Raw genomic sequence first — 13,956 nt, forward strand, 5'->3', positions numbered from 1 at the left:
AGTTAAACCCAAAGAGTATGTTGTAACTAATGCGGGGAGTTATGGCCGAATACGACTTAATTGAGCGCTTAACATCGACCTTTCGTCAGGTGGAACAGGAACTGCTGACACTGGAGCAGCAACTGGCGGAGTGCCGGTTGCTCGCTGCCCGCGTATTTGAACTGCCGGAAGTGCGTAAAGAGCACGAGCACGCCCCACTCGCCACCATTCCTGTGGTCCAGCATCTGGGCGATAAAGCGCGTCAACTGGCGCTTAATCACTATCGTCATCTTTTTATCCAGCAGCAGTCGGAGCACCGCAGTAGTAAGGCTGCGGTGCGTTTGCCGGGTGTCATTTGTTTGCAGACAGAAGCAGAACAATTGCAGGCGTTAGAAAGCAGAATCAACGTCATTAACACCCTGAAAGCCACGTTTGAACACATCGTTACCGTCGAGTCGGGCCTGCCCACTGGCGCTCGTTTTGAGTGGGTTCATCATCATCTGCCCGGCCTGCTGACGCTTAAGGCTTATCGCTCGCTGACGCTACTGCGTGACCCGGCAACCATCCGTTTCGGCTGGGCCAATAAGCACATCATTAAAAATTTCACCCGCGATGAGGTGTTGAAACAGCTGGAAAATAGCCTGCGTTCACCGCGTTCTGTGCCGCCCTATACGCGCGAGCAGTGGCAGGACAAACTCGAACGGGAATATCAGGACATTGCCTCGCTGCCACAAAAAGCCAGGCTGAAAATCAAACGTCCGGTGAAGGTGCAGCCCATTTCACGCGTCTGGTATGCCGGGCAGCAAAAGCAGGTGCAATATGCCTGCCCCGGCCCGATGATCGCGTTGATCTCCGGCACTCAGGGTGTCAGCGTGCCGGATATAGGTGAGTTACTTAATTACGATGCGGATAACGTGCAGTATCGTTACAAGCCACAGGCGCAGTCGCTGACGTTGATGATCCCTCGGCTGCACCTGTATCTGGCTAACGACTGATTTTCATACTGCCCACCATCGCTTCCGGGCGAACCCATTCATCAAATTCAGCCTCGGTGAGATAGCCCAGCTTCAGGGCTGAAGCTTTTAACGTCAGGCCCTCTTTGTGGGCCTTTTTCGCAATTTCAGCCGCTTTGTCGTAGCCGATGTGCGTGTTCAGTGCCGTCACCAGCATTAGCGATTCATTCAGCAGCTGATCGATACGCGCACGATTTGGTTCAATCCCCACCGCGCAGTGTTCATTAAAACTTTCCATGCCGTCAGCCAGCAGGCGCACCGATTGCAGGAAATTATGGATAACCATCGGGCGATAAACATTCAGCTCAAAGTTACCGGAAGCCCCGCCCATATTGACGGCCACATCGTTGCCCATCACCTGACAGCACAGCATAGTCATCGCTTCGCACTGCGTTGGGTTTACTTTGCCCGGCATGATGGAGCTACCCGGTTCATTTTCCGGTATCGAAATTTCACCGATCCCGCAGCGTGGGCCAGAGGCCAGCCAGCGCACATCGTTGGCGATTTTCATCAGCGAGGCCGCCAGCCCTTTCAACGCTCCATGCGCATGAACCAGCGCATCACACGTTGCCAGCGCTTCGAATTTGTTTGGCGCGGTCACAAAGGGTTGCGAGGTGATGGCCGCCAGCTCATCAGCTACGCGTTTGGCATATTCAGGATGTGTGTTGAGGCCTGTGCCAACTGCTGTGCCCCCCAGAGCCAGCTCGCTAAGATGCGGTAACGTCAGGTCGAGATGCTTCAGATTGTGCTCCAGCATCGCGACCCAACCGGAGATTTCCTGTCCGAGCGTTAACGGTGTGGCGTCCTGCAAGTGCGTGCGCCCGATTTTGACGATATCGGCGAAGGCGTTGGCTTTATCGTTCAGCGTTTTTTTCAGTACCTGCAACTGCGGAATGAGATGTTCGCGCAGCGCGATGACGGCCGCCACGTGCATGGCCGTCGGGAAAACGTCGTTGGAGCTCTGACTTTTGTTCACGTCATCATTCGGATGAACTTTACGTTCCATGCCACGCACGCCACCGAGCAGCTCACTGGCCCGGTTCGCCAGCACTTCATTCATGTTCATATTGCTCTGCGTGCCGGAACCGGTCTGCCAGATAGCCAGCGGGAATTCATCTGCATGTTTGCCTGCCAGCACTTCATCGGCGGCAGCCACAATGGCATTGGCTTTTTCAGCGGGTAACAATTGAAGGTCTTGATTCACCTTAGCGGCAGCGCGTTTCGTTAACGCCAGCGCGGCAATCAGTGCCACCGGCATTTTTTCAGTGGAGATACGGAAGTGTTCGAGCGAGCGCTGAGTTTGTGCGCCCCAGAGTTTGTCCGCCGGGACTTCGATGGCGCCCATGGAGTCGCTTTCGCGGCGATTGGTGGTCATGACTTGCTCCTTGATAACAAAATGAGGTGAATAAACGGGCTCACATGGCTTCAAAGAATAAGTATTGTTGACTTCGGGTTGCCTGCATGGCGCTTTGTGCGCTCTTTGAAATGCCCGGTGGCGGCGTTGCCTTACCGGGCCTTGTATTGTAGGCCCGGCAAGCGTGAGCGCCGCCGGGCGAGAGGGTTATTTCAGACAGGCAGAGCACTGCCCAGGTTTAATCTGCTGGAAGAAATCGTTGCCTTTGTCATCCACCAGGATAAACGCCGGGAAGTCTTCGACTTCGATTTTCCAGATAGCTTCCATCCCCAGTTCCGGGTATTCCACACATTCCAGGCTCTTGATACTGCCCTGCGCCAGCACAGCTGCCGGGCCGCCGATGCTGCCCAGATAGAAACCGCCGTGTTTATGACACGCGTCGGTCACCTGCTGGCTGCGGTTGCCTTTGGCGAGCATGATCATGCTGCCGCCTTCCGCCTGAAGCTGATCAACATACGAATCCATACGCCCTGCGGTGGTTGGGCCGAGTGAACCTGACGCATAACCTTCCGGGGTTTTCGCCGGGCCTGCGTAATAGATTGGGTGATCTTTTACGTACTGCGGCAGCCCTTCACCGTTGTCCATGCGCTCTTTGAGTTTGGCATGGGCAATATCGCGCGCCACGATGATGGTGCCGTTCAGCGACAAGCGAGTGGACACTGGGAAATCAGAAAGCTGGGCGAGAATATCTTTCATCGGACGGTTCAGGTCGATGCGTACGGCTTCGCCCTCGCCTGCATTGCGCAGCTCTTCAGGAATGTACTTCCCTGGATTGTGCTCAAGTTTCTCGATCCACACGCCTTCACGGTTAATCTTCGCTTTGATATTACGGTCTGCGGAACAGGACACGCCCATCCCGACCGGGCAGGATGCGCCGTGACGCGGCAGACGAACAACGCGAATATCGTGGGCAAAGTACTTGCCGCCGAACTGTGCGCCCAGGCCAAGATTCTGCGCTTCCAGCAACAGTTCTTTTTCCAGTTCGATATCGCGGAACGCCTGACCGTGCTCGTTCCCTTCGGTTGGCAAACCGTCGTAATACTTGGTTGAGGCAAGCTTAACGGTTTTCAGTGTCGCTTCTGCGGACGTGCCGCCGATAACAAACGCAATGTGGTACGGCGGGCAAGCCGCGGTGCCCAGGGTACGCATTTTATCTACCAGGTAATTTTTCAGTTTCGCCGGGGTGATCAGCGCTTTGGTTTCCTGGTACAGATAGGTTTTGTTCGCTGAACCGCCACCTTTGGCGATGCAGAGGAATTTGTACTCGTCACCGTCTACGCTGTAGAGGTCAATCTGCGCAGGCAGGTTGGTGCCGGTGTTCACTTCTTTGTACATATCCAGCGGCGCATTCTGCGAGTAACGCAGGTTGTCTTCGATGTACGTGTCGTAGACCCCACGCGCTAACGCGGCTTCATCCCCGCCGCCGGTCCAGACTCGCTGGCCTTTTTTGCCAACGATGATGGCAGTGCCGGTGTCCTGGCAGGTCGGCAGAATGCCTTTCGCCGCGATATCCGAATTGCGCAGGAACTGCAGCGCCACGTACTTATCGTTTTCACTGGCTTGCGGATCGTTAAGAATATCCGCGACCTGCTGCTGATGCGCCGGACGCAGCATGAACGATGCATCGTGAAACGCATGTTTTGCCAACAGCGTCAGCGCCTGTGGGTCGACTTTGAGGATTTGCTGGCCTTCGAATTCGGCCACGGAGACATGGTCTTTACTGAGAAGGTAGTACTCAGTGTCATCCTTTTTCAGCGGAAAAGGATCCTGATAGACAAAAGGTTTGTTCGACATTGTGCTCTCACTTACGACATTAGCTGATTATTTATCGGGCAACGTTCCGCCTGCCCTGGGAAAAGCGAGTCCGCTTATCCTACACAATTTTTTAACAAAAACTGAGACAAGGACGACTTTTTCCGGGAGTGGGTTACATCCGCGCGGTTTATTGGTTTAATAACGGCAGATAATTCCTTTGAATACAGGGCTTGATAATGCAAAAACTCATTAACTCAGTGCAGAACTATGCCTGGGGCAGCAAAAGTGCGTTAACGGAACTCTACGGTATCGCCAACCCGGAACACCTGCCGATGGCAGAATTGTGGATGGGCGCGCACCCGAAAAGCAGCTCAAAAATCACCGATGCTAACGGCCAGGTGCAGAGCCTGCGTGATGTCATTGATGCCGATAAATCCGCGCTGCTGGGCAACGAAGTCGCTACTCGTTTTGGCGAACTGCCGTTCCTGTTTAAAGTGCTTTGTGCTGATAACCCGCTTTCGATTCAGGTTCATCCGAACAAGAAAGCTTCTGAAGAAGGTTTTGCCAAAGAGAACGCTGCTGGCATTCCGCTGGACGCGGCAGAGCGTAACTACAAAGACCCTAATCACAAACCGGAGCTGGTGTTCGCCCTCACCCCATTCCTGGCGATGAACGCCTTCCGCGAGTTCTCCGATATCGTTTCTCTGCTGCAGCCGGTGTCTGGTGCCCATACTTCTATTGCGCATTTCCTGCAGGAGCCCAACGCTGAGCGTCTGAGCCAGCTGTTCGCCAGCCTGCTCAACATGCAAGGCGAAGAAAAATCTCGCGCGCTGGGCGTGCTGAAAGCGGCACTCAACAGCCAACAGGGCGAGCCGTGGGAAACCATTCGCTTTATCGCTCAGTTCTACCCGGATGACAGCGGCCTGTTCTCTCCGCTGCTGCTGAACGTGGTGAAACTGAACCCAGGCGAAGCCATGTTCCTGTTTGCGGAAACACCGCATGCTTATCTGCAAGGCGTGGCGCTGGAAGTGATGGCGAACTCGGATAACGTGCTGCGTGCAGGGTTGACGCCGAAATATATTGATATTCCGGAACTGGTGGCGAATGTGAAATTCACCCCGAAACCCGCCGCAGAGTTGCTGACTCAACCCGCCAAACACGGTGCGGAACTGGACTTCCCGATTCCGGTCGACGATTTCGCGTTCTCCCTGCACGACCTCAACACCGCTGGCGCGGACGTAGCGCAGCAAAGCGCGGCGATCCTGTTCTGTGTGGAAGGTGAAGCGGTTCTGCGTAAAGGCGAGCAGCAGCTGGTTCTGAAAGCGGGTGAATCTGCTTTTGTAGCCGCGAACGAGTCTCCGGTCAGTCTGAGCGGCGTTGGACGCGTAGCCCGCGTTTACAATAAGCTTAAGTAAATACTGAACATTCAGGGAACTCTTGCTAAGCTTGAGGCTGCCTGATTTTGATTACACAACAGGCGGACTTCTCCGCCTGTTTTCATTTATGGACAAACACTATGAAAAAATCGCTGGTTGCCGTTGGCGTCATTGTGGCTTTAGGAGTGGTATGGACCGGGGGCTCCTGGTATACCGGTAAGCAACTTGAAGGCCGCATCGCCGATATGGTTGCGCAGGCAAATGCGCAGCTCGCAAGCAATGCACCGGAAGCAGGTCTTCAGTTGGCGTACCAGAACTATCAGCGCGGCGTATTCAGCAGCCAGTTGCAGATGGTTGTCAAACCGGCAGATGGCGCGAAAAGCAGCTGGCTCAAACCGGGCCAGACTGTCGTTCTGGACGAAAATGTCTCTCACGGCCCCTTCCCGTTAGCGTCGCTGAAACACTTTAACCTCGCGCCTGCGATGGCAACCGTCGACACGGTGCTGGTGAAAAATGAAGCCAGCCAACACCTGTTTGATATCGCAAAAGGCCAGTCGCCGTTTGATATCAGCACCCGCATCAGCTACTCCGGCGACACCCGTTCGGACATCAGTCTCAAAGCGCTGAATTACGAGAAAGGCGAAGAGAAAGTCGCGTTCAGTGGCGGTGAGTTCGAACTTAACGCCGACCAGCAAGGTAACGTTTTCTCGCTGAGCGGCAATGCTGAAAGCGGCCTGGTGCATGCGGTTAATGAATACAATCAGAAGGTGCAGTTAACCTTCAACAATCTGAAGACCGAAGGCAGCAGCAAGCTGACCAGCTTCAATGAGCGCATCGGCAGCCAGAAAATGACGCTGGATAAAGTCGCTATTGCCGTTGAAGGCAAAGAGCTGGCCGTGATGGAAGGCACGACCCTAGACGGCAATGCCGACCTGTCGAAAGACGGCAAAACCATCGATAGCACGCTGAACTATACCCTCAACAGCCTGAAGCTTCAGGGTCAGGATATGGGCAGCGGCAAGCTGGCGCTGAAAGTCGGCCAGATTGATGGCCAGGCCTGGCACCAGTTCAGCCAGCAGTATAACGGTCAGGTTCAGGCGCTGTTGGGTCAGCCGGACGTGATGCAGAACCCGGAAGTGTATCAGCAGAAAGTGACTGAAGCCTTCTTCGGGGCGCTGCCGCTGCTGCTGAAAGGCGAGCCGGTGGTGACGATTGCGCCACTGAGCTGGAAAAACAGTAAGGGTGAAACCACCTTTAACCTTTCGCTGTTCCTGAAAGATCCGTCACAGGCCACCACCGCACCGCAAACGCTGGCGCAGGAAGTGGATCGCAGCGTGAAATCGCTCGACAGCAAACTGGTTATCCCGATGGATATGGCGACGGAGTTTATGACTCAGGTCGCGCGTCTGGAAGGGTATCAGCAGGCGGATGCTGAGAAGCTCGCCAGCCAGCAGGTCAAAGGCCTGGCGGCAATGGGACAGATGTTCCGCATTACCACTCAGCAGGACAACAACATTCAGGCAAGCCTGCAATACGCTAACGGTCAGGTCACGCTGAACGGGGACAAAATGCCGCTGGCTGATTTCGTTGGCATGTTTGGCGTACCGGATATCGCGGTGCCTGCGCCGCAGAGTGACGCTGCCCCAGCTCAGCAAGGGCAAACTGCTCCTCAGCCACCGGCTGATTTCCCGGAAACCCCATCAGACAGCCCGGATTAAGTCTGACTACCGGCAGCCAGCCTGCCGGTATTACTGCTGTTTGACCAGACGCGGCGGCATAATTTGATTACGCGCCGCGCTCTTTTCTTCTCTTATCCTTTGCAGGACTCGTTCCGCCACTTGCTGCCCCATTTCTCGCGCAGGCGTAATCACCCAGCTCATTGGCGCATCATCAAGATCTTCTTCAGGGACTTCCGCAAACGCCGCTAATGCCACGCGTTTGTCATAGTAGCTGTCCACGCCCTCTTCACCACTCTGCCAGCCGGAACGCATCAGGCCAAGCCATGCTCCCATCGCCACTACGCTGTTGTAGCAGACCACGGCAGTAATCGTTGGGTTGTGACGTAATAATTGTGATAACGCCTGTGAGGCCTGCTTTTGGCTGGTTTCGCACTCCACCACCCAGTCACTGTGAAACGGTAAGCCAAATTTCAGCAGCGTGGCGCAATAACCGCCGACCCGCTCAGCACGCGTTAACGATGCGCTTTGACCACCCAACCACGCAATGCGCTGGTGCCCGCGACGAATAAGATGTTCGGTTATCAATTGCGCGGCCTGCATGTTGTCCGGACGAATCAGGTCGACATCGTCCAGATAGCTGGCTCGCGAAGCAAACACCAACGGGATCGCGTTCTCATCGGCTTTATCGCGCAGTTCCGCAGCCCTGTCTACAGCGCCAGCAATCACCACGCCGTCCACGCCCTGGGAAACCAGCGCATCAAAGCGCTGTAACATGTGCTCGCCTTTACGCCCACCCTGGGTGAGAAACACGATTTTGCCTTGCGACTCTAGTGACTCAATCAGCCCAGCGGCCAGATCAGCATAAAATGGCGCGGAGAGATCGCCGACAATCAGCCCAATCACCCCGGATTGCCCCCCCCGCAGCGAGGCTGCCTGACGGTTACGCACGAACCCCAGTTGCTCAATCGCGTGGTTAACCCTTTCCCCTGTCGCCTGCGAAATACGGCCTTTACCACTTAACACCAGTGACACCGTTGCAACAGAAACGCCCGCCGCATGTGCCACATCGTTAATGGTGATTTTCTTTGCGATAGCCATAACCCGCGAGCCACTCCCTGCATGTGCTAAAACGTTTTATCAATGAGTTACCTTTATAAACCTAATCATCGTACGAATATGTGATATTGCTCGCACTAAAATTGGGTTAAACGTTTTATCTTGTCGGCCGTGTACTAAAAACCAACAACAACACCTATTTTCACCAGGACAAGGAGTCGTTTCATGACGACAAAAGCAGCACCCAAAATTACTCTCTGGGAATTTTTCCAGCAGCTAGGCAAGACCTTTATGCTGCCGGTAGCCCTTCTTTCTTTCTGCGGGATCATGATGGGCATTGGCAGCTCCCTGAGCAGCCATGACGTTACCACTCTGCTTCCGTGGCTCGACACGCCGTTCCTGCAGGCCGTGTTTATCTGGATGGGAAAAGTGGGCTCCTTCGCCTTTACCTTCCTGCCAGTGATGTTCTGTATCGCCATCCCGCTGGGCCTGGCGCGTGACAACAAAGGTGTTGCAGCCTTTGCCGGTTTTGTTGGCTATGCGGTAATGAACCTGGCGGTTAACTTTTCCCTGACCGCGAAAGGCATTCTGCCAACCACCGATGCGCTGGTGCTGAAAGCGAACAACATCCAGAACATCATCGGTATTCAGTCCATCGACACCGGTATTCTGGGTGCGGTGATTTGCGGCGTTATCGTCTGGTTGCTGCATGACCGCTTCCACGCTATCCGCCTGCCGGATGCGCTGGCGTTCTTCGGCGGTACCCGCTTCGTGCCTATTATCACCACCGTGGTGATGGGTCTGGTCGGTCTGGCGATCCCAATGATTTGGCCTTTCTTTGCTAAAGGCATTAACGGCCTGGGCTATGTTATCAACGGCGCTGGCGAGTTTGGCCCGATGATTTTCGGTACCGGTGAGCGTCTGCTGTTACCTTTCGGCCTGCACCACATTCTGGTAGCCCTGATTCGCTTCACCGAAGCGGGCGGCACGATGGACGTCTGCGGCCACTCGGTAAGCGGCGCACTGACTATTTTCCAGGCGCAGCTGAACTGCCCGACTACCCACGGTTTCTCTGAAAGCGCAACGCGCTTCCTGTCTCAGGGCAAAATGCCGGCCTTCCTCGGCGGCCTGCCTGGTGCGGCGCTGGCGATGTATCACTGTGCTCGCCCTGAAAATCGTCACAAAATTAAAGGCCTGCTGATCTCCGGCGTTATCGCCTGTGTGGTTGGCGGCACCACTGAACCGCTGGAATTCCTGTTCCTGTTCGTGGCTCCGGTTCTGTACGTTATCCACGCGCTGCTGACAGGTCTGGGCTTCACCATCATGGCGGTGCTGGGTGTGACTATCGGTAACACCGACGGCAACATTATCGACTTCGTGGTCTTCGGTATCCTGCACGGTCTGGCGACCAAGTGGTATCTGGTGCCGGTTGTAGCGGCTATCTGGTTTGTGGCCTACTACGCGATTTTCCGCTTCGCGATTACTCGCTTCAACATCAAGACCCCAGGTCGTGATACTGACACTTCAAGTGCAGTTGAAACTGCCGTGGCAGGCGTGGCCGGTAAATCGGGTTACAACTCTCCGGCAATCCTTGCTGCGTTGGGCGGAGCAGATAATATTTCCAGCCTCGACAACTGCCTGACTCGTCTGCGTTTGTCCGTTATTGATATGAGCAAAGTCGATGACGCTGCGCTGAAAGCTAACCGCGCCATTGGCGTTATCAAGCTGAACCAGACCAGCCTGCAGGTCGTCATCGGCACTCAGGTTCAGTCGGTTAAAGATGAAATTGCCTCGCTGATGCACAGTGTAGAAGCGTAATTCCCCTTTCCCCCTTCGCCCTGAAGGGGGACAATGTTTTCCCCTCCTGTTTGACTGAAATGGAGTTTCCGATGTTTGACTTCTCGACGGTTATCGATCGCCACGGCACCTGGTGCACACAATGGGACTACGTTGCTGACCGCTTTGGCGCAGCCGATCTTCTGCCCTTTACCATTTCGGATATGGATTTCGCCACCGCCCCTTGCGTGATTGACGCCATCAGCAAGCGACTGAGCCACGGCGTGCTGGGCTACAGCCGCTGGAAAAACGATGAGTTTCTTGGCGCCATTCAGCACTGGTACCAGCAACGCTTCAACAGCCGCATCAACCCTGAACACGTGGTGTACGGCCCATCCGTGATTTATATGGTGGCCGAACTGATCCGCCAGTGGTCGAATGCCGATGACGGCATCGTGGTTCACACCCCGGCTTACGATGCGTTTTATAAAGCCATTGAAGGTAACGGCCGCAAAGTCGCTGCGGTGCCACTGCATCAAACAGCCGAAGGCTGGCAGTGCGACATGACGCTGCTGGAAACGGCGCTCTCTCAGCCAGAGAATAAAATCCTGCTGCTGTGTAGCCCGCATAATCCCACCGGTAAAGTCTGGACTCGTGAAGAACTGACCACCATGGCGGCTCTCTGTGAGAAGCATGGCGTTCGCGTTATCAGCGATGAAATTCACATGGATATGACCTGGAATGGTCGCAAGCACATCCCGTGGTGCGACGTGGCGGGTAACGACTGGGCGCTGTTCACTTCCGGTTCCAAAAGTTTCAACATCCCGGCACTGACGGGGGCTTATGGCCTGATTGGCAATGAAACCTCACGCACGGCTTATCTTAACGCCTTAAAAGGTCGCGATGGGTTGTCATCCCCTTCTGTACCTGCTCTGGTGGCCCATATTGCGGCCTATACCGAAGGTGAAGGCTGGCTGGATGCGCTGCGTGATTACCTGCAAGGCAACATGCGCTTTATTGCCTGTGAGCTGAACGCCGCGTTCCCTGAGCTGAACTGGCAGCCGCCGGAGTCCACTTACCTGGCCTGGATTGATCTTCGTCCGTTGCACATTGACGACAAGCTGCTGCAAAAAGTGCTGATTGGGCAACAAAAAGTCGCCATCATGCCGGGTTACACCTACGGCGAAGAAGGGAATGGCTTTGTGCGTCTCAATGCTGGTTGCCCGCGCAGCAAACTCGAAAAAGGTGTTCAGGGTTTAATCAACGCGCTGCATGCCGTTCGCTAATTAAGTTGCGCAACACTATTTTTAGTTGCGCAAAATAGCTTTTTCAACGTATTTGAATTTATAATGAGTCGCACTTTACCTAAAAATAAGAGTGCGACCATGATTCATAAAGACCTGCCCCTGACTGATATTCACCGCCACCTTGACGGCAACATCCGCGCACAAACCATTCTCGAACTCGGTCGCCAGCATAATATTGTTCTGCCTGCCACCACCGTGGAAACATTACGTCCTCATGTTCAGGTCACCAGCCTGGAACCCGATTTGGTCAGCTTCCTCAGCAAACTCGACTGGGGTGTGAAAGTGCTGGCCGATCTTGATGCCTGCCGCCGCGTCGCTTATGAAAACATCGAAGATGCGGCACGTAATGGCCTGCACTATGTCGAACTGCGTTTCTCCCCTGGCTACATGGCCATGACGCACGGACTGCCAGTGGCCGGTGTGGTGGAAGCTGTTATTGCGGGCGTGCAGCAAGGCTGCAAGGATTTCCCGGTCAAAGCGAATCTGATTGGCATCATGAGTCGCACCTTTGGCGAGACCGCCTGCGAGCAGGAACTTAACGCCCTGCTCGCTCATCGCGACAGCATTACCGCCCTTGATCTTGCCGGTGACGAGCTTGGTTTCCCTGGCAGCCTGTTCCTCAATCACTTTAACCGTGCTCGTGATGCGGGCTGGCGAATTACCGTTCACGCAGGTGAAGCGGCTGGCCCGGAAAGCATCTGGCAGGCTATCCGTGAGCTTGGGGCGGAACGTATTGGCCATGGTGTGAAAGCTGTTGAGGATCCGGCATTGATGGACTTCCTGGCGGAACAACGCATCGGGATTGAATCTTGCCTGACGTCAAACATTCAGACCAGCACGGTCCCTACGCTTACACGCCATCCGCTGAAAACGTTCCTCGAACACGGCGTTCTGGCGAGCCTGAATACAGATGACCCGGCGGTTCAGGGGGTCGATATTATTCACGAGTATGAAATCGCCGCGCCGGCAGCTGGTTTGTCTGCGGTGCAAATTCGTCAGGCACAGATCAATGGGCTGGAAATTGCTTTCCTCTCCGCTCAGGAAAAACAGGCGTTGATTGAGAAAGTGAATGCCGCCTGATTGTCATTTCATTTGATATAAAAAAAGCCGCTCAATGAGCGGCTTCGTTTTTTGACGGGAATCAGGTCAAACTCAGCGTCGCGCGATGCTTCGCCGATTCAATACCCAACTCAATCAATTCCATAATCTGAATGGCCTGGCTTGCTGGCACCGGGTTTTCACCGCTGCCGTTCAGCGCATCGCGGATCCCTGCGTAGTAAGCCGGATAATTACCCGGAACGGTTAACCAGGTTTCTTCGAGACGTTCATCGCCATCGACACGGGTCACCACGCCATCACGCATGTCATAACCCCAGTCTTCCTGCGGCAGACGCTCCCCGTTTTTCAGGCGTTCTTCCTGCGGATCCAGGCCGTATTTCACGTAGCTCGCACGTGAACCGTGCACGATATAACGTGCCGTTTCTGCGGCCGCCAGCAGAGTGCCGTGCAGCACAATACGACGTTGCGGGTAAGTCAGTACCGCATGGAAATAGTCGGTTGATTGTGCGCCAGGGCGCAACTGCGCCAGATCGACATTCAGGCTGACCGGCAAACCGAACAGTGAAATTGCCTGGTCGAGCAGATGCGGGCCTAAATCGTACCAAATGCCGCTGCCCGGGCCGCCTTGTTCACGCCAGCGGTTACGGACTTCAGGGCGATAACGGTCGAAGTGCGACTCAAAGTAAGCCACTTCGCCCAGCGTGCCTTCGGCAATCAGCGCTTTGACGGTCAGGAAATCACTGTCCCAACGACGGTTGTGGAACACGGATAACAGGCGTCCAAGGCTGCGCGCCAGCGCATCCAGCTCACGCGCTTGTGACAGTGTCACAGTGAAGGGTTTATCGACCACCACATGTTTGCCCGCTTCCAGCGCCGCTTTGGCTAACGGGAAGTGCGTGTCATTGGGGGTGGGGATAACAATCAGGTCAATGCTCGGGTCATTGAACAGATGCTTCGGCTCGGAGACTACTTTAACGCCCGGCCAGTCCGCTTTAACTTTCGCTTCATCACTGCTGGAAACAGCTGCCAGTTCCATGCCCGGCGTGCCGCTAATCAACGGCGCGTGGAACGTTTTGCTCGCGTAGCCGTACCCTATTAATCCGACGCGGATAGTGTCGCTCATCTTGTAGCCCTCATCTGTGGATGCCTGTCATTTCACAACATCTGCAAGAACCTCACAACTCCTTATTAACATTATCCCCCTTCGTTTTGCGCAATCGGCGCATCTTTCGGCAAAAGGTCAAAAAAGAGACACTTTGCGCGCTTCCTGCCCTGGCACGGATCACCTGTTCCTGGTAACATTTGCAGTCTGGATATTTTGGGACAGTGATTGTTATGACTATGGTATTTAATCGCATCGTCGAGTTGGTTGGCTGGATTGTGCTGGGAGTGTGCGTTTTGCTGCTTATTGCAGCGCATCATATTGACAACTACAAGGCTCCTGAGCCCCCTGTCGTGGCGAATCAGCCTAAATAAATCACCGCAGAAAGTGATAGCGATCGCAACTATGTAACCGGTTTCTGAAACCGGTTGCAGATTCAA

Annotated in this window: 11 protein-coding genes; 7 read left to right on the top strand and 4 right to left on the bottom strand. The window is 54.7% G+C overall.

Going from position 1 to position 13,956, the window contains the following annotated elements:
• Nucleotides 1–41: 41 nt before the first annotated feature.
• Complete coding sequence (gene tus, locus ACI2I2_RS02215) at nt 42–974, top strand: DNA replication terminus site-binding protein (RefSeq protein WP_404656402.1); 933 nt, start codon at nt 42–44, stop codon at nt 972–974.
• On the opposite strand, the gene fumC is transcribed toward tus, so the two are convergent.
• Nucleotides 964–2,367: a class II fumarate hydratase gene (gene fumC / locus ACI2I2_RS02220; protein ID WP_404656403.1), complete on the bottom strand. Its 1,404-nt coding sequence runs from the start codon at nt 2,365–2,367 to the stop codon at nt 964–966. The genes tus and fumC overlap by 11 nt on opposite strands.
• 186 nt (nt 2,368–2,553) lie before the next feature.
• Nucleotides 2,554–4,200, bottom strand: coding sequence for a class I fumarate hydratase FumA (gene fumA / locus ACI2I2_RS02225; RefSeq protein ID WP_404656404.1), 1,647 nt, complete (start codon nt 4,198–4,200; stop codon nt 2,554–2,556).
• 197 nt (nt 4,201–4,397) lie between these two features.
• Here fumA and manA point away from each other — a divergent pair, with 197 nt between their 5' ends.
• Nucleotides 4,398–5,576 carry a mannose-6-phosphate isomerase gene (manA, locus tag ACI2I2_RS02230; protein ID WP_404656405.1) on the top strand — a complete coding sequence of 393 codons (1,179 nt, stop codon included), beginning with the start codon at nt 4,398–4,400 and terminating at the stop codon, nt 5,574–5,576.
• Nucleotides 5,577–5,677: 101 nt separating this feature from the next.
• A complete protein-coding gene (locus tag ACI2I2_RS02235) occupies nt 5,678–7,255 on the top strand; it encodes a YdgA family protein (protein WP_404656406.1) in 1,578 nt (525 codons plus the stop codon).
• A gap of 30 nt (nt 7,256–7,285) precedes the next feature.
• Here ACI2I2_RS02235 and ACI2I2_RS02240 read toward each other — a convergent pair whose 3' ends face one another.
• Entirely contained in the window at nt 7,286–8,314 is a 1,029-nt protein-coding gene (locus ACI2I2_RS02240) for a Mal regulon transcriptional regulator MalI (RefSeq protein WP_404656407.1), read from the bottom strand.
• Between the two features lie 183 nt (nt 8,315–8,497).
• Between ACI2I2_RS02240 and malX the strand changes: the two genes are divergently transcribed.
• From malX to add, 3 genes are all read left to right on the top strand, one after another.
• Nucleotides 8,498–10,090 (top strand): maltose/glucose-specific PTS transporter subunit IIBC, encoded by a 1,593-nt coding sequence (gene malX, locus ACI2I2_RS02245; RefSeq protein WP_404656408.1) that lies wholly within the window; start codon nt 8,498–8,500, stop codon nt 10,088–10,090.
• A 71-nt stretch (nt 10,091–10,161) separates the two neighbouring features.
• Complete coding sequence (locus ACI2I2_RS02250; RefSeq protein ID WP_404656409.1) at nt 10,162–11,334, top strand: MalY/PatB family protein; 1,173 nt, start codon at nt 10,162–10,164, stop codon at nt 11,332–11,334.
• Between the two features lie 99 nt (nt 11,335–11,433).
• A complete protein-coding gene (gene add, locus ACI2I2_RS02255; RefSeq protein WP_404656410.1) occupies nt 11,434–12,435 on the top strand; it encodes an adenosine deaminase in 1,002 nt (333 codons plus the stop codon).
• Nucleotides 12,436–12,496: 61 nt separating this feature from the next.
• Here add and ACI2I2_RS02260 read toward each other — a convergent pair whose 3' ends face one another.
• Nucleotides 12,497–13,537 carry an oxidoreductase gene (locus tag ACI2I2_RS02260; RefSeq protein ID WP_404656411.1) on the bottom strand — a complete coding sequence of 347 codons (1,041 nt, stop codon included), beginning with the start codon at nt 13,535–13,537 and terminating at the stop codon, nt 12,497–12,499.
• A 212-nt stretch (nt 13,538–13,749) separates the two neighbouring features.
• Here ACI2I2_RS02260 and blr point away from each other — a divergent pair, with 212 nt between their 5' ends.
• Nucleotides 13,750–13,890: a division septum protein Blr gene (blr, locus tag ACI2I2_RS02265; RefSeq protein WP_404656412.1), complete on the top strand. Its 141-nt coding sequence runs from the start codon at nt 13,750–13,752 to the stop codon at nt 13,888–13,890.
• Nucleotides 13,891–13,956 lie beyond the last annotated feature (66 nt).

Origin of the sequence: Scandinavium sp. NPDC088450 (assembly GCF_044900545.1) — a bacterium.
In the GTDB taxonomy this organism is placed as follows: Bacteria; Pseudomonadota; Gammaproteobacteria; order Enterobacterales; family Enterobacteriaceae; genus Scandinavium.